At 39.8% G+C, this 23,768-nt stretch carries 24 protein-coding genes and 1 pseudogene; 10 read left to right on the top strand and 15 right to left on the bottom strand.

Annotation, left to right across the window (positions count from 1 at the left end; genetic code table 11):
• The 3 genes from AKG39_RS00315 to AKG39_RS00325 all read right to left on the bottom strand — a co-directional run.
• The coding region (locus AKG39_RS00315) for a 2Fe-2S iron-sulfur cluster-binding protein (RefSeq protein WP_152912160.1) at window positions 1–805 on the bottom strand (805 nt) is incomplete at its 3' end.
• 46 nt (window positions 806–851) lie between these two features.
• Window positions 852–1,883 (bottom strand): molybdopterin-binding protein, encoded by a 1,032-nt coding sequence (locus tag AKG39_RS00320; protein WP_050738366.1) that lies wholly within the window; start codon window positions 1,881–1,883, stop codon window positions 852–854.
• A 364-nt stretch (window positions 1,884–2,247) separates the two neighbouring features.
• Window positions 2,248–3,204 (bottom strand): DUF7973 family transport facilitator, encoded by a 957-nt coding sequence (locus AKG39_RS00325; RefSeq protein WP_050738367.1) that lies wholly within the window; start codon window positions 3,202–3,204, stop codon window positions 2,248–2,250.
• A gap of 621 nt (window positions 3,205–3,825) precedes the next feature.
• Here AKG39_RS00325 and AKG39_RS00330 point away from each other — a divergent pair.
• Entirely contained in the window at window positions 3,826–4,014 is a 189-nt protein-coding gene (locus AKG39_RS00330; protein ID WP_050738368.1) for a hypothetical protein, read from the top strand.
• Between the two features lie 101 nt (window positions 4,015–4,115).
• On the opposite strand, the gene AKG39_RS00335 is transcribed toward AKG39_RS00330, so the two are convergent.
• The 6 genes from AKG39_RS00335 to AKG39_RS00360 all read right to left on the bottom strand — a co-directional run bounded on the left by AKG39_RS00335 (window position 4,116) and on the right by AKG39_RS00360 (window position 10,017).
• Window positions 4,116–4,751 (bottom strand): DUF2179 domain-containing protein, encoded by a 636-nt coding sequence (locus AKG39_RS00335; protein ID WP_050738369.1) that lies wholly within the window; start codon window positions 4,749–4,751, stop codon window positions 4,116–4,118.
• Window positions 4,752–4,923: 172 nt separating this feature from the next.
• Window positions 4,924–6,309: a glutamate-cysteine ligase family protein gene (locus tag AKG39_RS00340; RefSeq protein ID WP_050738370.1), complete on the bottom strand. Its 1,386-nt coding sequence runs from the start codon at window positions 6,307–6,309 to the stop codon at window positions 4,924–4,926.
• Between the two features lie 276 nt (window positions 6,310–6,585).
• Window positions 6,586–7,077: a hypothetical protein gene (locus AKG39_RS00345; RefSeq protein ID WP_050738371.1), complete on the bottom strand. Its 492-nt coding sequence runs from the start codon at window positions 7,075–7,077 to the stop codon at window positions 6,586–6,588.
• Entirely contained in the window at window positions 7,065–8,591 is a 1,527-nt protein-coding gene (locus AKG39_RS00350) for a TrkH family potassium uptake protein (RefSeq protein WP_050738372.1), read from the bottom strand. The genes AKG39_RS00345 and AKG39_RS00350 overlap by 13 nt, the downstream gene beginning before the upstream one ends.
• 110 nt (window positions 8,592–8,701) lie before the next feature.
• Window positions 8,702–9,367 carry a potassium channel family protein gene (locus tag AKG39_RS00355; RefSeq protein WP_050738373.1) on the bottom strand — a complete coding sequence of 222 codons (666 nt, stop codon included), beginning with the start codon at window positions 9,365–9,367 and terminating at the stop codon, window positions 8,702–8,704.
• A complete protein-coding gene (locus tag AKG39_RS00360) occupies window positions 9,364–10,017 on the bottom strand; it encodes a potassium channel family protein (protein WP_050738374.1) in 654 nt (217 codons plus the stop codon). Before AKG39_RS00360 ends, AKG39_RS00355 begins: the two co-directional genes overlap by 4 nt.
• Before the next feature lie 419 nt (window positions 10,018–10,436).
• Between AKG39_RS00360 and AKG39_RS00365 the strand changes: the two genes are divergently transcribed.
• The 7 genes from AKG39_RS00365 to AKG39_RS00395 are packed head-to-tail and all read left to right on the top strand — an operon-like array spanning window position 10,437 to window position 18,687.
• Window positions 10,437–10,826, top strand: a complete 390-nt coding sequence (locus AKG39_RS00365; RefSeq protein WP_050738375.1) for a tetratricopeptide repeat protein — start codon at window positions 10,437–10,439, stop codon at window positions 10,824–10,826.
• Window positions 10,827–10,830: 4 nt separating this feature from the next.
• Window positions 10,831–10,920 carry a potassium-transporting ATPase subunit F gene (locus AKG39_RS00370; protein WP_050738376.1) on the top strand — a complete coding sequence of 30 codons (90 nt, stop codon included), beginning with the start codon at window positions 10,831–10,833 and terminating at the stop codon, window positions 10,918–10,920.
• Window positions 10,917–12,605 carry a potassium-transporting ATPase subunit KdpA gene (gene kdpA, locus AKG39_RS00375; RefSeq protein WP_050738377.1) on the top strand — a complete coding sequence of 563 codons (1,689 nt, stop codon included), beginning with the start codon at window positions 10,917–10,919 and terminating at the stop codon, window positions 12,603–12,605. Before AKG39_RS00370 ends, kdpA begins: the two co-directional genes overlap by 4 nt.
• Before the next feature lie 4 nt (window positions 12,606–12,609).
• Entirely contained in the window at window positions 12,610–14,670 is a 2,061-nt protein-coding gene (kdpB, locus tag AKG39_RS00380) for a potassium-transporting ATPase subunit KdpB (protein WP_050738425.1), read from the top strand.
• 10 nt (window positions 14,671–14,680) lie between these two features.
• Window positions 14,681–15,247: a potassium-transporting ATPase subunit KdpC gene (gene kdpC / locus AKG39_RS00385; protein WP_201780228.1), complete on the top strand. Its 567-nt coding sequence runs from the start codon at window positions 14,681–14,683 to the stop codon at window positions 15,245–15,247.
• 28 nt (window positions 15,248–15,275) lie between these two features.
• Window positions 15,276–17,987, top strand: a complete 2,712-nt coding sequence (locus AKG39_RS00390) for a sensor histidine kinase (RefSeq protein ID WP_115028112.1) — start codon at window positions 15,276–15,278, stop codon at window positions 17,985–17,987.
• Window positions 17,980–18,687 (top strand): response regulator, encoded by a 708-nt coding sequence (locus AKG39_RS00395; RefSeq protein ID WP_050738378.1) that lies wholly within the window; start codon window positions 17,980–17,982, stop codon window positions 18,685–18,687. Before AKG39_RS00390 ends, AKG39_RS00395 begins: the two co-directional genes overlap by 8 nt.
• Window positions 18,688–18,769: 82 nt before the next feature.
• Here the strand turns inward: AKG39_RS00395 and AKG39_RS00400 are convergent, their stop codons facing one another.
• The 3 genes from AKG39_RS00400 to AKG39_RS00410 form a co-directional block, all read right to left on the bottom strand.
• The gene (locus AKG39_RS00400; protein ID WP_050738379.1) at window positions 18,770–19,651 is read right to left on the bottom strand and encodes a LysR family transcriptional regulator; all 882 of its coding nucleotides are present in this window, start codon (window positions 19,649–19,651) and stop codon (window positions 18,770–18,772) included.
• A 255-nt stretch (window positions 19,652–19,906) separates the two neighbouring features.
• Window positions 19,907–20,446: a permease gene (locus tag AKG39_RS00405; protein ID WP_050738380.1), complete on the bottom strand. Its 540-nt coding sequence runs from the start codon at window positions 20,444–20,446 to the stop codon at window positions 19,907–19,909.
• Window positions 20,443–20,919, bottom strand: coding sequence for a permease (locus tag AKG39_RS00410; RefSeq protein WP_050738381.1), 477 nt, complete (start codon window positions 20,917–20,919; stop codon window positions 20,443–20,445). The genes AKG39_RS00405 and AKG39_RS00410 overlap by 4 nt, the downstream gene beginning before the upstream one ends.
• Before the next feature lie 628 nt (window positions 20,920–21,547).
• On the opposite strand from AKG39_RS00410, the gene AKG39_RS00415 reads away from it, so the two are divergent.
• On the top strand, window positions 21,548–21,985 hold the full coding sequence (locus tag AKG39_RS00415; RefSeq protein ID WP_050738382.1) for an arsenate reductase ArsC: 438 nt from the start codon (window positions 21,548–21,550) through the stop codon (window positions 21,983–21,985).
• A 28-nt stretch (window positions 21,986–22,013) separates the two neighbouring features.
• Window positions 22,014–22,442, top strand: a complete 429-nt coding sequence (locus AKG39_RS00420) for an arsenate reductase ArsC (RefSeq protein WP_050738383.1) — start codon at window positions 22,014–22,016, stop codon at window positions 22,440–22,442.
• On the opposite strand, the pseudogene AKG39_RS00425 reads toward AKG39_RS00420, so the two are convergent.
• The 3 genes and pseudogenes from AKG39_RS00425 to arsD all read right to left on the bottom strand — a co-directional run.
• A pseudogene (locus AKG39_RS00425) lies at window positions 22,426–22,683 on the bottom strand (permease); the annotation flags it as partial. The gene AKG39_RS00420 and the pseudogene AKG39_RS00425 overlap by 17 nt on opposite strands.
• Before the next feature lie 23 nt (window positions 22,684–22,706).
• Complete coding sequence (locus AKG39_RS00430) at window positions 22,707–23,066, bottom strand: ArsR/SmtB family transcription factor (protein ID WP_050738385.1); 360 nt, start codon at window positions 23,064–23,066, stop codon at window positions 22,707–22,709.
• 321 nt (window positions 23,067–23,387) lie between these two features.
• A complete protein-coding gene (arsD, locus tag AKG39_RS00435; protein WP_050738386.1) occupies window positions 23,388–23,744 on the bottom strand; it encodes an arsenite efflux transporter metallochaperone ArsD in 357 nt (118 codons plus the stop codon).
• Between the last annotated feature and the right edge of the window lie 24 nt (window positions 23,745–23,768).

The raw sequence follows: 23,768 nt of genomic DNA on the forward strand, positions 1-23,768 counted from the left end.
GAATCGGTCGTTCCAGTCCATTTCCTTTATTGGTTGGGAAGGCCAAACCATTGATGCGGTTGGTTCCGGGGACATCTTTCCAGGTGATTACCTTGAAGACGCCCGGCATTTTTTCGGCTTCCGAGGTATCGATGGAAATAATATTGGCATGGGATACGGTTGCCTGAACCAGTTTAATGTGCAGTGTATTATCCGGCATTTTCTCACCTAAATCCGCTCCAAACTCCCAGGTTCCGGTTACTTTTGCAAGCGCTGAAGGGCGTATCATTTCTGTTCCCAGCATGGAATCGCCTTCCTTCAGCTGGAACCACAGCTCTTCTTTTGTAACATCCCCACGCATTAATCGAGCTGCATCCATAACCGCATCCACCAAAGGAATATAGCCGGTACAGCGACAAACATTGCGATGTTTCTGGAACCAGTCGCGAATCTCTTCCCGGGTTGGATTAATATTTTCTTCCAGTAAGGCAATGGATGACATAATAAAACCTGGTGTACAGAATCCACACTGAGCGGCACCATGAATCATCCATGATAATTGCAATGGATGCAAATTATCTTCGGATCCAACCCCTTCGATGGTAATAACTGTGGAGTTATCTGGAATTTTTTTAATTTTTGTAATACAGGAACGAACGACTTTGCCATTCATAATAACTGAACAGGTTCCGCATTCCCCTTTGTTACAACCTACTTTTGTACCAGTTAAACCCTCTTGTTTCCTCAATACATCAGCTAAACTTGTTTTAGCATCTGCAATCACCGTTCTCACTACACCATTGATTATTAACGTTTTCTTCTGCATGGTAAATCCTCCTCGAATTTTAAAAATTTTTATTCTTTATGAATGCCTATGAAAGTCCACCCTTTCCAAATCCACAATTTGGATAATGACATTCTGCACAGCTGGAGCATAATCCTCCATGACCTAGCTTTGAGATGTCTTTCAGGGTTAACTTTTCGCCAACCATCAATTTAGGAACCACCAAATCAAAAACGGTTCGGCGGCTATACATAATGCAACCCGGCAATCCTAACACAGGAATTTCTCCGATGTATGAAACTAAAAACATGGCTCCCGGCAATGTGGGTGCTCCATAAGACACAAATTTTGCGCCTGATTTTCTAATTCCTTCAGGGGTTACATCATCCGGGTCCACAGACATTCCACCTGTTACGGTAACAATATCAGCTCCTTCTTCTATTAAGTCCAGGATGCACTGAGCAATCATGTCTGAGTCGTCCCTGGAAAAAACCTGTTTGAATACATGAGAATCTAATTCACTGAATTTTTCTCGGATCACATCACCAAATTTGTCTTCGATTCGACCATAATAAATTTCATTACCGGTTGTTACAACGCCAACTTTGAATTTTTTTAATGGTAGAACCTGAACAATTGGTTCATTTTCCGCACATAACTTTTCCATTATTTCCAGTTCTTCATTTTCTATGGAAAGCGGTATGATCCGTGTCGCTGCGACTAAGGTTCCTTTGGCAACCATCATATCTGTATGAAGGGTAGCCATCATCATTTCACCGAGTTCATTGATCTCTTGTAAAACCTGATAATTAATTTTCAGCAACCCTGGTTCAGCCGCCAGGATATTAACCTTGCCTTCGGTTGCCGCTTGAAAAACAACACCACAACCTAATGCCGCTTTTGCTAAACGAATGGCTGCATCATCTTCATGAATAGTCCCTTCATTAAACTCTATAATCGCGATATGTTCTTTTCCCATATTCAGCAACCGTGGAATGTCTTTCTCTTCAACGATATGTCCCTTTTTAAATGCTGCTCCTTTGAATTTCCCTGGAATGATCTCAGTCATGTCATGTGCCAAAAACATGCCCAGAGAATCCCGAACGGGTACTACTTTCATATTGATTCCTCCATTACGCTTTATCCGTCTTTATACTCAACCATGTTATCCATCTACATGTCATATGTATCGCAATAACTGTGCCAACATTGAAAACCCCTTGCTATCAGCTTTCAAAAAAATAACGAACAGTTAACTGCTCGTTATTTATACATTTTAAATTTTTAAACTGTTCGATATTCTATCACTCGTTCGTTATTTGATCACTTTCCAGGTTTTCACTAAATCCGTTAATAATACGTAAAAAAACAAATGGCCGAAGCCATTTGTTTTTTTTGCATTTTAATTTGAAATTAGAAAAGCCTTTACCACTCAAGCTTTTTTCTATACTGCAAATGCAATTAATCGAAAATCATCTTTCTGACTATCCTAAAATCAGTCCACCCAATATAACAAAATTGATTGTCTGCATAATAAAAATTGTTGTTGCAGGAGGGTCAATATGAGTATCTGCAAAACTATTCAAACTTTTTATCGCTGTTTCGCCAATGAATGCAGTAAGCATACCTGTAATTGCGCCACCGATAATGGCGGCAAAAGGATTCAGTGTGGCAGAGAAAAGAATCACTGCTGTTGAACCCGCTGGCAGGACAATGTGATGCCAGCCTTCAAATGCATGTCCGCACATAATAAGAATCAGGGAAATAGCAGCTACTGAGAACCCGATAACCGGCAGCATTGAGAACATATAAGCAGCTTCCGCTACGCCATCCACTAAACCAAGTGTTCCCAATTTGGCGGCAATGCCACCCATAAGAATACCGATTCCAAAACCGTAGGTTAGAATGAATCCTAAACGGCTACCGGTTGGAACCCATTGACGCTTTTCGCCGGCTGGTGTTTTTCCTGTAAGGCCGGTTTTACCAAAGACTAAACGAACAATAATACCAGAAATAAGAACTGTGAAGGCAACGGTGTCTGTCCAGCCGGCTGCGCCATCTCCAAGAATACCATTGAATAATACCGGTCCGACAACTGGACCTACAAGGTATTGGATCAGGAACCCGATCATACCGAAAATACCACCGACGATTAATACCATAGGATCGCCGAATTTTACAAGTGGTGTGACGATATCCTGACCATTTTCAATATGATTTCGTGTCATTGCAAACGCAGCACCGGCTACAGCGCCAGCGAATGAAATATGTGGTCCAAACCAGGAACCGAAACTAATAATACTGATTGCGGGTGCACCTGCTTCGCCGCCCATGATGGCAGCAAAAACGGTTAAACCAGTAAATACAAAGGCGGTGATCCCACCAAAGAATGTGGCCAGTAAGCCACCACCGAATGCGGCGATTAACATTGTAAAGTCCATAATATCCCCCTTTAAAATATGATTTAGATCCGGATAGTGATTTCTTCACTACCCTCGGCAATTAGCTTGCCGGCATGCAAAAACGCTTTCGCGAAGCAGGGATTTTATCCCTTTGCTTCAAGGTTATTGCTTGAGCATGGTAATGAACTTGCAAGCTTGTAAGTTCGTTACACATACTTATTGAATAAGCTACATTCACAGCATTGAAAAGTGTTTGCAGCTTGAGTGGTCGATTGATAAAATGATATCTGACGTAAAATAATTACAAAACATATTAGGGCAATAAAAAAGCACATACCAACAAACTTACATCATGACTTAATGCAAAAAGGTGTAGTATGGCTCTCCAAAACTCCTGCCGAAATATTAAGTTATTATTTTTAATACCTATAAACAACTATCATTTGCGTTAACATTAACACATTTACTGATAAATGTAAAGGATTACTCAAGAAAATGTTGTAATTTATTATTTTAAAAAGGATTACATATATTTTAAAATAATTCACACCCAATTATTCTTCATCTATTTGACTTTCACTTAGCTTATGGTACAATATACGGTGCTAAAACAATTGCACTACCATGATGTGCAAAATAAAAAGAAAGGAGAATATACCCATGGCTGCTACAACATTAAATACCTTTCCAAATAACCGTGTGTCTGCACTTACAATGCTTTTTCTTGAAAATCAGGATTTATCCGGACTTACTCCAGAACAACTTGCCGCTAATTACGATGATGTTTTCGAAAAAATAAATTTATATTTTAGAGAAACCCGCAAACAAAAAGCAACAACCAAAGAATAAGTAAAGCGCATCTGGTTTCACCCTAGATTGATGTGTTTTTGGGAAACCCTTTTATGAATACTCCGCTAATATCTTTATATAATGGCAGAGTATTTTTTTTGTTAATCCTCTATCCAATTTTCTTTCAGTTCCGCTGCTTCAGTCTTTATTCCCTCAATGGTTTTTTCTATAACATTTTTTATTTGGCTTTCATCTGAACTTATATTTTTTCTATTGAATTTTAAACGTTTCTTCATACTTTCTGTTATGTAGCCCCCTTGAAACATTTTTGGCTCAAAGGCTATTATAAAAGCTTTTGGTTCGCAATTGTTAATTATTTCAAGTAGTTTGGCTTGTTTTTTTCGTTTTGTTAAAATATCCAATTTTATTCTTTTACCATATTTACCTTCTCCGGAATAAACGGTTACGCCAAATCCTTCATTCCTTAGCGTATTTACTAAGGTTTCATTATCATGGGTAATATTTACCTGAACACTTGAAAAGCCAATCGCCAGCTTTTGTTCCACTAAAATACCAACAATTAAGCCTAATGCAAATCCAAGTGCATATACTATCATTTCAACTATGCTTTGTTCTCCAGATAAGACAATGGCTAAACCAAAGATGGAGACGAAGGCTTCCATGAAGCCAAAAACTGCGGTGAGCATCTTTAAGTTTTTCACCATACAAATAGTACGTAGGGTTAGCATTGGTACATATAACAATTGAATCAAAATGATTAAAATTAGTTTTGACATATTACCTCCTGTTTTTCAAATAAAAATTATGAAAACAAAAAAGACACGCTAAGATCATAATGCCTTAGCGTATCTAATCTGCATTTATTAAATAATTATTTCACTCTACTATCAGTGTAACACGCCTATTTCAAAAAAACAAAATTGATTTAATGTAACGTAGTGTAAAGTACTAATCAATTGTCGCAAATTGGAAAATAAGCGCCTTAATCGGTACATTTTGAGCAATGGCCTTTAGATAATCCATGGCGGGATTCGTCTTTCGTTTTGCCCGTTCAAATAGTGGCTCTAAAAAATGCACTTCCCCAAGACCGCGGTTTTCAAGCCCTGTACGCGCAAGATTCAACAGTGCTAAAACCAATGACTGAAGTTCATTTTCATCAATAAACTCCGGAACAGTACCGCGGCAAAATGATTTTCTCAGTTCTGATGGTTTTAAACCGCGACAGTATAAAATATGATCGTTGTCCAGTAGCTTCTTTAATTCATCTAAGACGGCAACCAGTCCCATATGAAAGGCGGCAACCGTCATGCTATCGGCTATGGGTTGACAGCAGCAGCTTCGATATTCAATGGTTCCACGGAAGGTCAGGTCGACTAAATTAAAAGTCCGATGGAATTCCAGATCCTCAATCCGGGGTTGAAATACAATCGGTTCATACCCTGATCCATTCCACATTTCCCCGCTGAGTTGATTTTTTTTGTAATACTCCCTGATAGGAATTGGTGAAAAATTGACGTATTTGCCGTCGCGCATGACGCAATACATACTTGTCTCCTGAATATAATTCAACAACTCGCTTACGCTCGTGAATTCATGATCAAACATTCCTGTATTTTTAGGATTTAATCCGTGCAAACTGTTTTCCCATAACATATCCCGCACACAGAGCATGCCATTTTCATCTTCCGGCATCACCGAATTAGAAAATAGCAACGCTTTTATCGGTTCCAATTTCGAAAAAATATTAATGGTGTCCAATAACTCCATATAATCCACATCAATCTGCACTTGGGATGCGCTGGAAAACATCCCATAGTCCGGATAACTGTGAAAAAAATCGGGATGGGTATAATTCTTGTACAATCCCAGGAAGTGATAAAGCATTCGATAGCGCTCATTTGGTATGGGCGCGCTTCGGTTTTTCTTGCGATACGGATTAATTCCCATCCCGGTCAGGGTATAGTTATACGTATTTAAAAAGCCATTGATAAATACATAATAGGCCTTAAATCGCTCGAATATGACATTTAAATTTTTTTCCTTACCCATTGAAATTTCTAAATTATTATAAGAGCAGTCATAGGTTAATTTGTCCTCGTTTCGATGGTTTTGCAGCGCACAAATATTGCCATCATCGTCAATGCCGATTGGGTCCATTTGAAACTGTCTTGCAAATGCCTGGGTAAGCCGGTGGATGATAGCAAAATCCACCGGCTCCTCATTTAAATTAACGATGGGGATTTCTATTTCAATGCCCATATATTTATCACATTTTTTGTGTGTGGGACTGATATATTTTTCATATAGTTTCTCAAAAATTATATTCTCATTCATAAGTTTTTGTCTGATCTATCTAAGAAATAAATCACACGTCTCCTTTTCAATTGGTGGTTTTTTTGAAATAAGAATTGGACGTAGTGGACATTAACGTTGTTTAAAGCTAATCTACTTTAACGTTTATTGTGATCCAGCCTATCTTAATCCCTAATTAGCGGCTTACTTCTGATAACAATATACCCAAATTTTTTAAATTATAGAGGCAATTGAGCACATTAAAAAAACCAGCTGCATCTTTTGACACAGCTGATCGCCTCTTTTGATCCCATATAATTATTTTTTTATTTGTCTCAGATAGACAACGCCCATTATTAGAGCTGTCAAAGCCAGTCCCACCGCCACAATCATTTTATAAAAAGGAAACGTTTCTGCGGTGGCATATCCGGCTGCTTCTACTATAACAGAATCGCTGTGGATGTCCATATCGCCGCCATGTTCAACGCAAGCCCGATTAAACACTCCGGTCACTTTTACGGTGTCGCCAATATGCTTGTAATCCCCAAAAACATTTATTTTTTTTGCATCGTCACTTTTCATCCAGATTCCCATGGCATTTGTTTTATCGTTTATATTAACCCAGGCGTAGTCCCCTCTTTCCATCGCCTCGCCGATGGCTTCGCCCTTAACGATAACGGTTTGTCCATCCATAACTGCAGCATTTTCAACGAGCTGGTTCAATTCAATTGTATCGCTGGCTATTGCTGCGATGGTAAAGAGCAATAACAATCCCACTGTAAGAAGTATGACCTTTGCTATTTTGTCCATAATTTTTTAACTCCTCCGATGATGAAACCAATCAGGGCGAAAACCGAAAGGAACTCCAGTCTTCCCAGATACATGGCAATAATATAATAGATCTTCAAAACAACTGGCATAGCTGGTGCCACGATGCCGATGGATAAACCGACATTGCCCGTAATGGATGCCGATTCAAATGCCGCACTGCTAAGGGGATAGCCGTAAAAAGTCCCGATGGCCGTACCAATGGAAAACATAATGATATAGCAAATAACAATCATCGCCGATGCTTTTACCAATTGATCCGCTAATATTTGATCTTTAATATGATGAAATCGAAAAACTTTTACATTTCGCTCAGAGGACAATAATCGTTTGACATCGGCGATGACGCTTTTAAATATTATCCCGACTCTCAGCGCTTTAAACCCACCGGCTGTTGAACAGGCGGATCCACCGATAAGCATCACAACGATCATAATTAAAATCCCAAAATCCCCCCACTCCAAAGCAAATTGTCTTGCATAGACAGAACCAAATCCGGTTGTGGTATGGGCCGACAACACATTATAGACCACTCTTCGAAACATTGAAACCGCATCGGAATAGACGCTTAATTTTGATAATCCCACCACCGCAAAAGCACAGGCCAGAAAAGAGGTGATTAAAAAGCTCTGGGTCTCAATATTTTTTACCAGCTCTTTTTTATTTCCCGACCATACTGCATAATGAAGACCAAAGTTCAGCGAACCCAGAATAAAAAAGATGATGGTGATGATCTCATACGAAAAGCTGTGATAATACATCATATTTTGGGTATAAGGTGCAAACCCGCCGGTACTCCAGGATGATGCAAAAATAAAAAGTCCATTAAAAAACGCCGATACCGGATTCAATCCAATGATGATGCCGGTGATCCAAAATACAATGGTTCCAACGATGAGATAAATCATACTGATTTTCCAAATGATTCTGGCGGTGCCTTTCACATTGGGAACTAAATCAATATCTTTTGCCTCGCCGACATAGAATATATACGCACCACCGGTTTCTTTCAATAAAAAAGTAAGTGCCAGAACAATCATTCCCTGACCGCCGATAAAGGTGAGCATGTGTCGCCACATGTTCAAACTCACCGACAAGTGGTCCAAATCCTGAGTCAGCACCATACCTGTAGTTGTGAAACCACTCATAACGTCAAAAAATGCATCTACAATCGACTGCACATGACCGCTTAATACATAGGGAATCGCGCATAAAACCATTAAAACAATCCATGAAAGAGCTGCCACAACAAAACCGTGTTTCCATTGGACAAAGGATTTATTCTCGCGTGTTTCTCGACCGATCACAATTAACACTAAACCAAGAATGGTTGAAATTGCCATGGTAATGATAAAGTCCAAAAACGGGTTCCATTCTCTAAAGACCATCGCTGTTAATATTGGAACAACCATTAATAACGACATCCCCAAAACAACAAAGCCGGTATAATAACTGATAATAATGATACTGTAAAAGCGTCCCTTAAAAGTATTCATGGTATCACATCATAATCAGAAAGGTCATCACATAAAATAATGCTATGAGAATAAGAACTGCCAGCAGTTCAATCATCAGTCCTTTAATTTCACTTTTTTTTAATTGCATTTTATTTTCCTCCGCTCAATAGATGTTTTTTCAGCTTTAATAATGCCGGCTGGTTGGTGATTACCAGAACTTTATCATCTACCGTAAATTGAGTATCTCCTCTCGGATATATTACTTTTTTATTTCTGAGAATTGATGTGATGACACATTCTTCCGGCAATTCGATATCTCTGACATAACTATTATCCCACTTATCACCGGAATGAACCACTATCTCAACTAATATCATGGCTCCCCGTTCAAAGGTATGGATCAACTTAAAGTTATCCTTGTCGAATTCGTATTCAATGAGATTTGCGATAACCTCGGTGCTGCAAACTGTTTTATCAACGCCAAGGGCCTTAAACATAGCAATATTTTTAGGATTGTTAATGCGGGCGATTGTTTTATTAATATCAAAACTGACTTTCGCGATTTCGCAGATCACCAAATTCTCTTCATCCGTCCCGGTTACCGCTGCAATTATTTCGGCCTCCTGAATACCCGCATCTTTTAAGACCTCTAAATCCGTGCCGTCTCCGCAAATAATTTCAGCATCTATATCTTCAGCAATTTTCAGGCAGATATTCTTTTCTCTCTCAATTAAGACAACATGGTGACCTCTTTTTTTAAGCGTGCGCAGTAAATAATAACCGACTTTTCCCCCACCAATAATAATGGATTTCATAGCGTCAACTCCTTAGCAAGTGATATGATCAGCTTCTCTTTATATTTTTTATTAATGGTGCAGATGATTTTTGATCCGTGGGGAACATAGTCTTCTCTTTTGGGAATTATGAATTCCCCATCTATTTCCACTCCTGATATGATACAGGCATACTTTTCTTCGATGGCTTTTACGGTACAGAATTTTCCTTTACGAACCGTTAATTCGATAATTTCAGTGTCTTTGCCGATGGTTGCAAGAACGTCCAGGCTTTTTATGCTTATTTTCCTTTTCAAAATTTCAACTCCCAATTGGGTCGGACAAATGGTTTCAATTTCTAACATATCATAAATATATTTTCGGTTGGGATCCCCCACTCGGGCAATGATTCGGGGTACCCTGTAAATTTTTCTGGCGATCAGTGATACGGTTATATTGATATTATCGTCCGCGGTCACTGCTACAACAAAATCCGCATGGTCAATTCCTGCTTCCATTAAATGATCCTGATCATACTCAATTCCTTTGATTTTTGTTCCGTTAAACCCACTTCCCAGAACACTCAATTTTTCGCTGTCATGGTCAACTATAGAGATATCATGACCATTAATCGACAATTCTTTTGCCAGGGTACCGCCTAGCTTTCCGCAGCCAATTATAATTATATGCATTTCATACTCCTATCCTCTAATAACTAAGTTATATCGACTCAAAATACAGGCAGGACTGAAAAATATATGAATGTGTTTTTCTCAAAATCTTATTCGCATTTCACCGCGCGCTGTTATTTTTTCTCTTACATGAAAATTATCATAATTCTTATAAAGTTTGTATAAAGAAGTTGGCCCGATATATAAATTTACCATTAAAGTCACTTATTGCTAACTGATGTAAACGGTTATATCCCTAATTTATAACTTTTACGCTGAAATATCACTAGATTCATGGCCATTCAAAGTACCCACAATAAAACGTTTTCTGCTTCTTAATAGAATCTTTATCTCTCAGCCTATTTCGATATGCCAAATTAATTGAAAAATAAATATAATAGAACCATAAAGAAAATACTTTTATTCAGGAGGAAATTAACATGACCAACGATCAGAATGTCTTTTACGACTCTATCGATGCGGCAAAAAAAGCATTAAAAGAAGGGGATTATACTACTGCGGAAGAAAGCATTAAAAAAGCGATGATTGAAAATCCTCATTCACCAGCTGTTCATAACTTGTACGGTATTTTAGAAGAGTTATTAAAGGAAGATAATTTAGCCCACAAGCATTATCGGGCCGCTTATGCTCTGGATCCCACCTATAAGCCGGCGATTCGAAATTTGGAAAGAATAACAGCTTTTGAAGTCCGGAACAGTAAAAAACACATTGATTTTGGTGATCAACCGGAAGATGAAGAAGATACTTTATACATAATTGAGTATGACCAAAACCATGTTGGTCATTTACGAAAAAAAGATAGGAAGTGACAAAATGAACGTTATTTTAGTAATTTCAGGACTCATTGCACTGATGTTACTGATTTATCTTGTTTATGTGCTGTTTAAGGGTGATGAATTATGACCCAGATAGTGATACAGGATACGTTGTTTTTGATAATACTGGTTGCTCTGTCAGTTCCTTTGGGAAGTTATATTTACAAGGTAATGGCAGGAAAAGCGGTATTTTTATCCCGGGTGATCGCTCCGATTGAAGGCGGTATCTATAAATTAATGAGCATTGCCGACGAAGACGAGATGAGTCCCAAAGACTATATTTTCGCTGTTATTGTTTTTAGTATTTTCGGACTTATCTTAGTTTTTGGGATCCAAATGCTGCAATTTTTCCTGCCCTTTAACCCCGAAAATTTCCACGCCCCCAGCTGGGATCTTGCCTTTAATACTGCGGCCAGCTTTGTCTCCAATACTAATTGGCAAGCCTATTCCGGGGAGTCGAGTTTATCGTATTTCACCCAGGCGGTGGGCTTATGTGTCCAGAATTTTTTATCGGCAGCAACCGGAATTGCGGTATTGTTTGCGTTGATCAGAGGTTTTGTAGCCACCAAGAAAACAACCATCGGGAACTTTTGGAAGGATTTAATCCGCGTCCTTCTCTATGTACTGATTCCCTTATCATTGGTACTGGCACTGTTACTGGTATCCCAGGGAGTCGTTCAAACGTTGAGTCCTTATGGAGAAGTTGTTTCACTTGAAAGCGGAACTGTTCAGACCATCCCATTGGGTCCGGCCGCAAGCCAGATTGCCATTAAACAGCTCGGTACAAACGGGGGTGGTTTTTTCGGACTGAACTCAGCTTTCCCGCTTGAAAATCCAACAGCCCTGACAAATTTCTTACAGCTGTTATCAATTTTATTGATTCCGGCAGCGCTTTGCGTTTCATTTGGAAAAGCGGTAAAAGACAGCAACCAGGGCCGAGCCATCTATGCGGTTATGCTGATTCTCTTTGTGGCCGCGCTTGCCGCCGTCACCATTAATGAATACTATGCCGGACCGACTTTTCAGGGCGTTATGGCATCAGGCAGTATGGAGGGCAAGGAAATCATTCATGGCGTCGGCACCTCGGCTTTATGGGGCACTGCCACCACGGCGGCATCTAATGGCTCGGTTAACGCCATGCATGATAGTTTCACCCCTCTTAGCGGCATGGTGCTGATGTTTTTAATGCAGATCGGTGAAGTTGTCTTTGGAGGCGTTGGCAGCGGCTTATATGGGATGATTGCTTTTGTCATTCTGACGGTTTTTATTGCCGGGTTAATGGTTGGCCGTACTCCCGAATATCTAGGAAAGAAAATTGAGCCTTTTGATATGAAGATGATCGCTCTAATTGTGCTTGTACCACCGGTTTTCACGTTGTTGGGAACGGCTTTTGCGGTTTTGATGCCCCAGGCAAGCTCCTGGCTGTCAAATTCCGGAGCCCATGGCTTTTCTGAACTGCTTTATGCTTTTACGTCAATGGGAAACAATAATGGCAGTGCCTTTGGCGGTTTTTCCGCCAACAGTATCTTCACTAATATGGTTGGCGGTATGATTATGCTTATGGTACGTTTTGTGCCCATGATAGCAGTTATCTTGTTAGCAGGTAATCTATCAAATAAAAAAACTGTCGCAGCCAGTGATGGCACCCTTTCAACCAGCGATTTGTTATTTATGGGGCTGCTTATTGCCATTATTGTGTTAATCGGCGCACTCAGCTTTTTGCCTGCTCTGGCATTGGGTCCGATTGCAGATTTCTTTACAACCATTAAATGAGGTGATTAAATTGGATAATAATCTAAACAAAAATATATTTACTGACGCAATCAAACAATCTTTTGCCAAATTAACGCCACGGATTCAGGTTAAAAATCCGGTTATGTTAGTAGTCTATGTCGGGGCAATTATGACAACAATGCTTTTCTTCCTAAGTTTTGCCGGAATTAATGATGAGACCGCCGGTTATACCCTGGCAATTGCTTTAATCCTCTGGTTTACCGTTCTATTTGCTAATTTTGCTGAAGCCATTGCCGAAGGAAGAGGCCGAGCCCAGGCAGACAGTTTAAGAAGTGCCCGAAAAGATGTCACCGCCAGAAAGTTAAAATCCACATCCAATTTGGCTAACTTTACCGAAGTTCTTTCAAATACTTTGAAAAAAGGCGATGTGGTTTATGTTAAATCCGGAGAGCAGATCCCTATGGATGGTGACGTCATTGATGGGGCTGCCTCAGTGGACGAAAGTGCCATCACCGGAGAATCTGCTCCGGTCATTCGGGAGTCCGGAGGTGATCGCAGCGCCGTCACCGGAGGAACAACCCTGTTATCCGACTGGCTTGTGATCCGCGTAACCGCAGAAGCCGGGGAAAGTTTTCTTGATAAAATGATTGCCATGGTAGAAGGTGCCTCCAGAAAAAAAACTCCTAACGAAATCGCTCTGCAAATATTACTCGTTACACTTACCATTATTTTTTTGGTGGTTACGGCAACGCTGCTGCCATTTTCCTATTTTGCAAGTGAACAGGCTAACGCCGGAGCACCAATTTCAGTCACCAATGTGATCGCTTTACTTGTTTGTCTGGCACCCACAACCATCGGCGCACTGCTTTCTTCCATCGGAATTGCCGGGATGAGTCGGCTTAATCAGGCCAACGTACTGGCCATGAGTGGCCGTGCCATTGAAGCGGCGGGCGATGTGGATGTGCTTTTACTGGATAAGACCGGAACCATAACCCTTGGCAACCGGCAGGCAAGCGTGTTTATTCCCTTAACCGGCGTAACCGAAAAAGAGCTTGCCGATGCTGCCCAGCTTTCCTCCCTGGCAGATGAAACCGCCGAAGGTCGAAGCATTGTCGTTCTCGCCAAAAAACGCTTTGATATCCGCGGCCGTGACCTCACTAAGCTTGATGCAACATTTGTGGCCTTCACTGCCAAAACAAGAATGAGCGGGATTGACTATCAGGGAAATGAGATCCGTAAGGGTGCTGCCGAAGCGGTAAAGACATTTGTGGAAGAAAAAAACGGAGATTATCCTGAGGAATGCAATCAAATTGTTAAAAAAGTTGCCGGAGATGGCGGAACACCGCTTGTGGTTGCTCGAAATAATGTTATATTAGGGGTTATTTATCTCAAAGACATCGTCAAGAATGGTGTTAAAGAACGCTTTGAGGATTTGCGAAAAATGGGTATAAAAACCATTATGATCACCGGCGATAATCCCATGACCGCCGCCGCCATCGCTGCCGAAGCCGGTGTGGATGATTTTCTGGCCGAAGCAACCCCGGAAGCCAAACTTAAATTAATCCGCGACTACCAGGCCAAGGGCCATCTAGTCGCGATGACCGGCGACGGAACAAATGATGCTCCGGCTCTCGCCCAGGCAGATGTTGCGGTGGCAATGAACACCGGGACCCAGGCTGCCAAGGAAGCCGGAAATATGGTTGACTTGGATTCAAGCCCAACAAAACTTATTGATATCGTGAGAATTGGAAAGCAGCTTTTAATGACCCGGGGAGCGCTGACAACATTTAGTGTCTCCAATGATTTGGCCAAATATTTTGCGATCATCCCAGTCTTGTTTTTTGGCATTTACCCCCAGCTTGCAGCACTGAATATTATGGGGCTGACCAGTGCAACCAGTGCGATTTTATCGGCGATTATATACAATGCTCTGATTATTATCGCTTTGATTCCACTGGCCTTGAAGGGTGTTAGATATCATGAAATGGCGGCGGGAAAGTTGTTAAAAAGAAATATGCTTATTTATGGACTGGGAGGACTTATGGCGCCTTTTGTGGCAATTAAACTGATTGACATGTTGTTGACCGCAAGTGGTCTGGTGTGAGGTGAAAAAAATGATAAAAAAATTGATAGCAAGTTTTAGACCGGCATTGATGTGTTTATTAGTCGTAACCATCCTCTGTGGTTTTATTTATCCAGTATTTGTAACAGGTATTGCACAAATTGCATTTCCAAATCAGGCAAATGGTAGTATCATTACAATAACAGAAGAAAATGGCACCCCAAAGGATGTTGGTTCCGTATTGATTGGCCAGGAATTTACAAAACCGGAATATCTTATCGGCAGGCCAATGGGAACTACTAACCTATCGCCGGTCAGTGAGGAGCAGCGTAAGCTGGTAGCTCAGCGCATCGCCTGGTGGCAGGCCTTTGATCCTGAAAATAAAGCAGTCATCCCCATGGACTTAGTCACAGCATCTGGCAGTGGTGTTGATCCTAATATTTCTCCGGAAGCAGCCGAATATCAGGTGGCCCGGATTGCCCGGGAACGAAACATTTCTGAAGAATCGGTTAGAAAAATAATCAATCAATATACCACTGAAAAATTATTAGGCTTTTGGGGCGAACCCGCAGTTCATGTACTAAAGGTAAACCTAGCCCTAGATGGATTAATTCAGTAAAAATAAAATGAATCAAGGTGGAAGTTTAATGGTGGATTTAAGAGATATGCGACCCAATCCTGATGACATTCTGGAAGATTTATTTGGAAACGAAAAAAATAGAAAAGGACGTCTGGAAATCTTTTTCGGTTATGCGGCCGGAGTGGGAAAAACCTATGCCATGCTTGATGATGCCCAAGAACAAATAAAGTGCGGCGTCGATGTTTTAGTTGGTTATATAGAGCAGCATACCAGACCGGAAACCATCGAGTTAATGGCCGGTTTGCCAATATTGCCGCCTAAAATTGTGGAATATCGAAAGATTCAGCTTAATGAATTTGATCTGGATGCTGCTCTTAAACGAAAACCGGAATTGGTGCTGGTGGATGAACTGGCGCATACCAATGCTCCGGGGATGCGTAATAAAAAACGCTATCAGGATATTGAGGAACTGCTCAATGCCGGAATTGATGTTTTTACCACTCTTAATGTCCAGCATCTTGAAAGTCTGAATGATATTGTCCAGAATATTACCAGGATTAACGTCCAGGAAACCATCCCCGACAAGCTGTTTAATGAGGCGGATAAGGTTCGGTTAATCGATATCGAACCGGATGAACTGCTGCGACGATTTGAAAACGGAAAAATTTACCGTCCGGAGCGCACCGAAAAAGCCCTGGAACATTTTTTTACAAAAGAAAACCTGCGCCTCCTGCGGGAGATCGCCACCCGAAAAGCGGCAAACAGGATCAGTCATGATAACCAAAATGAACCCCGATTATCTCAAAAAATGGCTAATATTAAATTGTTGGTTTGCATCAGTGCTTCGCCCTCATCGGCAAAATGCATCCGCTGGACCGAAAGAACTGCTGAAGCGTTTCGAGCCCCATGGACAGCGGTTTATGTTGAAACCATGGAAAGCGATTCTCTCACTGACCTTGAAAAGCGGAGCATCCGGGAAAATTTAGCCCTGGCCGAACGATTAGGCGCTGAAATCGTAACCCTTAATGGCTATGATGTGGCAACTGTCATTGCTGAATATGCCAAACTTTCAGGGATTACCAATATCGTCATCGGTAAAAGCCGAAACAGAAAAACAATTGGCAATCTTTTTAAACCAAGTCTGGAAGATAAGCTGATTACCCTGCTGTCAAGCATTGAAATTCATATTATACCAGGAAACGTTGTCGCTAATAAAAATACCTTATCTAAACGAAAAAGAATCCGCATCGGCCAAAACCTATTTTGGTCCTGGCAGGATGGGCTTAAAACACTGGGGCTGCTCATAGGCTCAACGCTGCTGTCGTTGCTGCTTCAGTCACTAAACATCAGTGATCAAAATATTATTATGGTGTATATCTTATCGGTGCTGATTATTTCCCGAGTAACCACCGGTTATCTATATGGCATCATCGCTTCTGGTTTAACGGTGCTTATTTTTAATTATTTTTTCACCGTTCCCTACTACACCCTCCATGCCATCCAAGAGGGATACCCCATTACCTTTATTATTATGCTATTGGTGGCATTAATAACCAGTGCCTTAACGGTTCGGATCAAGACCCAGGCGCGGCTTGCGGTGGAAAGAGAACATCGGACCGAAGTGCTTTATGAGATTAACAAAAAGTTGCTTGCCTCCGCAGACTTACAAAGTACCATAACATTGATCAATGACTATATGGCTCAGATTTTTGGACGTTCCGCTATTTTTTATGCCCAGGATCCCATGGAAAACATAACACCAACTTTTTTGCAATCGCCGTTGGATTCGGATGCGTCATTCCTCTTATCCGAAGATGAGCGAGCAGTGGCTCATTGGGTATTTATGAACAAAAAATCCGCCGGCGCCGGAACCGATACCCTGATGGGCGCTGGTGCTTTTTATATGCCCATTGTTTCCCAGGGTAAAGTTTTAGGTGTTATTGGTTTATCCTGCTCAAATGGAAACCTCTCTCAAAACAACCGTTTATTTTTACGGATAATCACTTCCCAGCTAGAGATGGCTTTAGAACGCCATTACCTCTCAAATGAACAAAGACGTGCATCGATTGAATCCGAAAAAGAAAAGTTGCGAAGCAATCTTCTGCGGGGGATATCCCACGACCTGCGGACGCCACTCACGGGCATATTAGGAGCAAGTTCTGCGATTTTAGAAAATGGCACCGCCCTGGACAAAGAAACTCAGGACACCTTGGTCGCGAATATAAAAGAAGATGCCCAGTGGCTTATCCGGATGGTGGAAAATCTTTTATCAGTTACCCGGATTAATGAAGGACCCATGAATGTCAGGAAAACACCCGAAGCAGCCGAAGAAATTGTGGCCGAGGCCATTAGTCGTATCCGCAAACGATTTTCCAGTCGAAAAATAACCGTAAAGGTACCCAATGAACTGCTACTGGTACCCATGGACGGAACCCTGATTGAACAGGTTATCATTAACCTGCTTGAAAATGCCGTGAAGCACTCCCCTGAGCGTTCAACCATTGAGGTAGACGTAAGAAAAACAAAAAACCAAGCCGTCTTTGAGGTGAGTGATCAAGGCTCTGGCATAAGTGATCAGGATTATCCCTATTTGTTTGAATCCTATGTTCCTGATGGCAAACGAAGCACCGATTCATCCAGAGGGATGGGCATTGGATTGTCCATTTGCAAGTCCATCGTCAATGCCCATAACGGCAAAATAGAAGCAGAAAATAAAAAAAACGGCGGGGCGATATTCCGGTTTACGCTGCCCCTGGAAGGAAGTGAAGATAATGGATAACAAATCAGTGATCCTCATTATTGAAGATGAAAAAGGAATCGCAAATTTTATTTCCGCCATCCTAAAAGCCAATGACTACAAGGTGATCAAGGCTGATTCCGGTAAAGACGGGATTTCAATGGCCGCCTCCTATTCCCCGGATTTAATTTTGCTTGATCTCGGCCTGCCGGATATGGATGGGATCGATGTATTAAAAAACATTCGGGAATGGACAAACATACCCGTTGTGGTGGTATCAGCCAGGGGGCATGAACGGGAAAAAGTTGAAGCCCTTGATTTAGGTGCTGATGACTATATTACAAAACCATTTGGAACATCCGAACTGCTGGCAAGAATACGAACGGGAATTCGCCACAGCGAAAAACATATGGGTGGAAATTTATTGGCGCCCAGCAGCCTCACAGTTGGTGAATTCAGAATTGATTTCGATAAAAGATTGGTATCTGTTGCCGGGAAAGCCGTTCATCTTACTCCCATAGAATATAAAATCATCGTTTTGCTATCCCAAAATATTGGAAAAGTATTAACCCATGATTTTATTATTAAAGAAGTTTGGGGGCCATACACCAACGAGATCCAGGCACTGAGAGTCAACATGGCAAATATCCGCCGCAAGATCGAAGAAAACCCTGCCGAACCCCAATATATTGTAACCCAGGTTGGTGTCGGGTATCGCATGGTGGAAGAATTGGAAAAATAAAAAAACGACGAAAAAACATCCATCGTTTTTTCTGATTTATTCGCTTATGAGAAGATTAAAGATCTTCACCTTAACGTTTATTTTAATTGTCAGAATATTTACTGACAACATCGTTATGAAAAGAATTTTCAGCAATGGATTTGTATCGTTGTGTGTTGTAAATATAATAAAAATGTCGTGTTATCTTCTTGTCATCAAGCACAATCAGGGTATTGCTGTCAATATACTCTTTTACTGCCTTTTCAAAAAAATAACCGATGCCGATGCCCGATAGGATTAGCTTTATCACCATTTCATTACTATCACATTCAATAAATGTATTGATCCGCTCCATTTTTAAAAGGTTAAGATGTTTCTTAACCTCCTGAAGGGTTGCCGATCCGTTGGTTCTTAACACAAAGTTTTGATCTTTTATATTTTCCGGATTTTTTACCAGAAAACTATATTTTTGTTTAACACCCACCAACACCATATCCGATTCGAAGATTTTTAAAGTCTCAATATTTGGAATGTCCTTTTTTATACCTACGAAGCCAAACTTATAGAAACCATTCCTTACATTTGTATAAACATCCTGGCTATCAGTTGTTTTAATGCTGTATGTTATACTTTTATACAATTCAGTACGCTCGTTAATCAATTCTGGCAAAATGTATTGGGCCGGGTAATTACTGGAAATCAAATCGATATGCCCTGTGCTATCATCAAGTTCACTTTTGAAATAATGCAATAGCTCTTCGTTTTCAGTCAAAATATTTACTGCACAACTGTACAGCTTTTTTCCTTCTCGAGTTGGCATAATTTTATTATCTTGACGTTGTGTTAATATCACTCCATAATATATTTCTATGATTTTTAACTGTTTTGTAACGGCAGGTTGAGTCAAATACAATTCTTCTGCAGCTTTTGAAATACTTTGTTGTTTTATTACTTCAACAAATGTATTTAAATATGATACTCTCACAATTACCTCCGACTATTCTTTTTAATAATAATATCATAAACTCAAATATTTTTCTGATTAAACTTACTATTATCATTTTCGTTTTATACAAGAGGTAGTATTTATCTGTATACATAATTTGTGTCAAAGCCAAATCGCCGAAGAACTGGGGAGATTTCCGGAGATATTTTTGAAAGTTAATCCTTTTAAAGATTATTTACTTCTTTTTTTAAACTTCCCGTTTTGCAGGAATGAGTAGTATCATTCTCACATTTTTTAGTCGTCAAAGTGTTCCGCATTATCATATATTTTCTTAACTTCATCCTTGGTCATGACAGCGGATAAAATAAAGGCGATGATGATAATTCCCGGAATATCAATCAGCAATCGAATCACCGCAAATTTCATGCCCAGCGAGGTTACTTCAAAGAGAAACATGGGAATCTTTGTTGTTGACCACGCCCCGATAAAAATCATAACGTTGCTGAATTTTACACCTTTTTTCATAAATACCGCCGCAATGGGGAAGGCCCCATAAAGCGGACCGGCAGCAGCGGATCCAATAAATATGGCTAATAGAATTCCTTTTAAACCCGATCCTTCACCCATATATTTTATCATTGTTGCCCGGGGCACCCAAATGTCCAATAGCCCTAGTAACACAAAAACAGGTGGGATAACGAGGATCATTTCTTTTAAAGAAAAACCGATGACGCTGATTGCTTTCATGCCCAGTTCCATATTAAAGATAGTAAGAATTAACATGGCCCCTAATACAACTAAAAATGCTCTGTATCGTTTTAATATTTTTTTCATGCCATCACCATTCCTATTATCAATGCGACAATAAAAGAAAATAAAAATGCCAGCACATTTCGATAAATTGTCAATTTCTTTCCAAAATATTTAATTTCAACCGGTATGGTTACCACACCAACCATCATCAACGTTGAGATAAATGCGCCGATCTGCATATAACCTGCACCACCCTGCAACAGCAGTGCAGCCATTGGAAAGGCAACAAATCCGGGTATTAAGGTAATTGATCCAATAACAGCCGCCAGAATAACTCCCAGCCAACCTGATTCCGTTCCGATGATCTTTGAAATCACGTCCGGATTCATGACCGCAAGTAAAAGACCCACCAGCAAAATAACAACCAAAAATTCAGGTAAAATATTTTCAAATGCTTTCCAGGCTTTCTTTAAAGCTTTTTTCGTTTTTTGCTTATCTTTATAAAATGAAACAATGAGTAACATTCCGGTAACAACATAAAGCGTTATATTCATACATCCATGCCAACTTTCTTTTGTATTTTAATTCTAATTCATTTTCATAAACGCAGGTAAACAAAAGCATTGAAGCTGTAACTGATAACGAGTATAATCATATTCTCATATAAGCATATGATTATGTTATACCCAGTTTTTATCTTTGTCAAGCGAATTGACTAAAAAAATACCCAATGGCAACATCTTCTCCATTGGGTAGTGGTAGAAAATCATCTAATAAATTTTGTTTTCTCAGCTTCGATGATAAAAGATGCCACAAAATCTTCAATATTCTTGTTTGGTAACCATGTGTCTAATATTTTCTTACTGTTATCTTTTGGAAACATTTTGAGGCACAGCCGCATAATTTTTGCGGATAAATGCTCGTGTTTCTTCTTTATTACTCATTTTACAAACCTCCATTTATGCTATTTTTAGCATCTACCTATAAGATATTATTCGAATGCTAACTTTGTTGCCTTGATAGACTTAATAAAAGCTATAAATAATTTTATACTATTGACTAAAACAGGAATTTAAATTGAATAAGTATTCTAACCTATTAAAATTTAACACAATATCCCTATCTTCCAAACCGTCATTATGCTAATATTAAATTTAAATTACTGTTCAAAGGAGTTGAGATATGTTTAAAGTATTATTTGTCTGTGTACATAATTCTGCCAGAAGCCAAATGGCTGAGGCGTTTTTAAATCGACTGGGAAAAGGGGATTTTATTGCTGAAAGTGCGGGGTTAGAACCAGCGCCCATTAATCCCCTTGTTATTAGAGCCATGAGAGAAATCGATTATGATATCAGTAAAAAAGAACCTCACTCAGTATTCGACTATTTTAACGAAGGCCGCCGTTACTCATTTATTGTAAAAGTCTGTGATCAGGAAAGCGGTCAGAAATGCCCGATCTTCCCATTAGTCTTAAAGGTTTTAGACTGGAATTTCGAAGACCCTTCAGAGTTCACCGGAACTGATGAGGAAAAATTGGAAAAGATTCGAATCCTCCGAGATAAAATTAAAGAAAATGTAATCGCGTTAATTAACGAATACAAAATGACCGCTTCGAAGTGAATTTAAATTAACCATTCAGGAGAAAAAAATGAATAAACCCAAAGTAGCCTTTATCTGCGTACATAATTCGTGTCGAAGCCAGATCGCCGAAGCACTAGGCAAAAAATTTGCCGGGGAAGTTTTTGAAAGCTATTCCGCCGGAACCGAAACAAAACCCATAATCAATCAGGATGCAGTCCGGCTGATAAAAGAAATGTACGATCTTGATATGGAAGCAACGCAGCACTCAAAGCTGCTAAATGATCTTCCTACCATTGATATTGTCATAAAAATGGGCTGCAATGTTGTCTGCCCCTATCTTCCCAGTCAATATACAGAAGACTGGGGATTAGAAGACCCCAGCGGTAAAAGCAATGCCGAATTCACAGTCATCATCGAGCAAATTGAAAAAAATATTAAAGACTTGGTCCAAAAAATCAACAACAATACGATTAAGCTCAGCCAGAAATGCCATTGAACCCGCCCAATATTTTCCGGGTTTTTTCCGGTGGAAAAAAACTTTGGATATAGGAAATAATGAAAATCAATACCGATAACAGGATGAAAATTTTGATAACATCATAAATGAAAAATTGGATGCTGCCGCCCAATCGTTCCTGTGTATTCAGACCCAAAACATTAACCACAAAAAGATTTACTAAATTGTTCAGCCACTCCATTTTCAGCAACTGGTTATTTAACCATTCAAATAGAAACATAAGATCATCTCCTTTTTTTGAATTTAATTTTGTATCATGTGCTTCATACAACACTGATCCAAAATTCTCTTGCTGTCCACATGCCAATTTTTATCGCTGATGAGTTGAGGATAATCAGCTAAATTATCTAAAATATCTTTTACTATACGTTCTAAAACAACATTTCCGGTCTTTAATTGATAACAAATGAACTTCTCTTTTCGTTTCGTTGTGACGAGATTTAGATCTCTAAACTTTGATAGATTTTTTGATACTGTTGGCTGCGAAACTGCTAAGATATCGCATAATTCACATACGCACAATTCCTTTTGTGCCAATAGAATGATCATCCGAAGTCTTGTTTCATCTGACAGTATTTTATAGATGTTTACTAACTGTTCCATCGCCGACTCCTTTCTGGTTTGGAAGTAGAACCTAAACAAGAAATATAATCATATTCCTATATAAGCATATGATTATATTACACCCGATTTTTAACTTTGTCAAGCAAATTCACTAAAAAAATACCCAATGCAGTAGTATCCTACTCCATTGGGTATTGATTCAAAATCCTCTAAAAATTCTCTATTTTCTTTGCTATCATTCATTGCAAACCTTATCGCTGGGCTATGTCTTCACTCATAATGCCATTGCCTGTCAATAACTCATCCTTTTATCAGCACGGACCATTGACTTCATCATAAGTCCTGCTAAAAATTTATGAATTATTGGGCGACTGGCTTTTGGGCTTTACTTATCAATGACTCTAATTGGTCTTCGGTCATTCCTGACCACTTTGCCAATTCAGTGTTTGAAGGGTATGCGCCTTTTTTTCTGATTTCGCCATCTACTACCGTAACCGGAAGTGCTTCTACGCCATCATTAAGTATAATATCATTGACCGCTTTACTCATGACAAAAGCCATGGGATTTTCGGACAAACCATATCTCACAATCGTTTTACCTTCACCGGCTAAAACATTAAGCATGGCTGATACTCTTAACAATTCAGGATCTACGCCGGGGCCGCATACGCCAGTTGAACAACACATGGCCGGATCATATATTTCTACTTTATTCATTGATTTTCTCCTTTATTTTTGTAA

It is taken from the genome of Acetobacterium bakii (assembly GCF_001263355.1).
Classification (GTDB): Bacteria; Bacillota; Clostridia; order Eubacteriales; family Eubacteriaceae; genus Acetobacterium; species Acetobacterium bakii.

Coding starts and splice junctions, on each gene's coding strand:
- AKG39_RS00320 (WP_050738366.1), bottom strand. CDS start 1,883: ATGAAAGTAGTACCCGTTCGGGATTCTCTGGGCATGTTTTTGGCACAT.
- AKG39_RS00405 (WP_050738380.1), bottom strand. CDS start 20,446: ATGAAAAAAATATTAAAACGATACAGAGCATTTTTAGTTGTATTAGGG.
- AKG39_RS00410 (WP_050738381.1), bottom strand. CDS start 20,919: ATGAATATAACGCTTTATGTTGTTACCGGAATGTTACTCATTGTTTCA.
- AKG39_RS00415 (WP_050738382.1), top strand. CDS start 21,548: ATGTTTAAAGTATTATTTGTCTGTGTACATAATTCTGCCAGAAGCCAA.
- AKG39_RS00340 (WP_050738370.1), bottom strand. CDS start 6,309: ATGAATGAGAATATAATTTTTGAGAAACTATATGAAAAATATATCAGT.
- AKG39_RS00420 (WP_050738383.1), top strand. CDS start 22,014: ATGAATAAACCCAAAGTAGCCTTTATCTGCGTACATAATTCGTGTCGA.
- AKG39_RS00335 (WP_050738369.1), bottom strand. CDS start 4,751: ATGTCAAAACTAATTTTAATCATTTTGATTCAATTGTTATATGTACCA.
- AKG39_RS00345 (WP_050738371.1), bottom strand. CDS start 7,077: ATGGACAAAATAGCAAAGGTCATACTTCTTACAGTGGGATTGTTATTG.
- AKG39_RS00390 (WP_115028112.1), top strand. CDS start 15,276: ATGGTGGATTTAAGAGATATGCGACCCAATCCTGATGACATTCTGGAA.
- AKG39_RS00370 (WP_050738376.1), top strand. CDS start 10,831: ATGAACGTTATTTTAGTAATTTCAGGACTCATTGCACTGATGTTACTG.
- AKG39_RS00325 (WP_050738367.1), bottom strand. CDS start 3,204: ATGGACTTTACAATGTTAATCGCCGCATTCGGTGGTGGCTTACTGGCC.
- kdpA (WP_050738377.1), top strand. CDS start 10,917: ATGACCCAGATAGTGATACAGGATACGTTGTTTTTGATAATACTGGTT.
- arsD (WP_050738386.1), bottom strand. CDS start 23,744: ATGAATAAAGTAGAAATATATGATCCGGCCATGTGTTGTTCAACTGGC.
- AKG39_RS00330 (WP_050738368.1), top strand. CDS start 3,826: ATGGCTGCTACAACATTAAATACCTTTCCAAATAACCGTGTGTCTGCA.
- AKG39_RS00395 (WP_050738378.1), top strand. CDS start 17,980: ATGGATAACAAATCAGTGATCCTCATTATTGAAGATGAAAAAGGAATC.
- AKG39_RS00365 (WP_050738375.1), top strand. CDS start 10,437: ATGACCAACGATCAGAATGTCTTTTACGACTCTATCGATGCGGCAAAA.
- AKG39_RS00430 (WP_050738385.1), bottom strand. CDS start 23,066: ATGGAACAGTTAGTAAACATCTATAAAATACTGTCAGATGAAACAAGA.
- AKG39_RS00350 (WP_050738372.1), bottom strand. CDS start 8,591: ATGAATACTTTTAAGGGACGCTTTTACAGTATCATTATTATCAGTTAT.
- AKG39_RS00360 (WP_050738374.1), bottom strand. CDS start 10,017: ATGCATATAATTATAATTGGCTGCGGAAAGCTAGGCGGTACCCTGGCA.
- AKG39_RS00355 (WP_050738373.1), bottom strand. CDS start 9,367: ATGAAATCCATTATTATTGGTGGGGGAAAAGTCGGTTATTATTTACTG.
- kdpC (WP_201780228.1), top strand. CDS start 14,681: ATGATAAAAAAATTGATAGCAAGTTTTAGACCGGCATTGATGTGTTTA.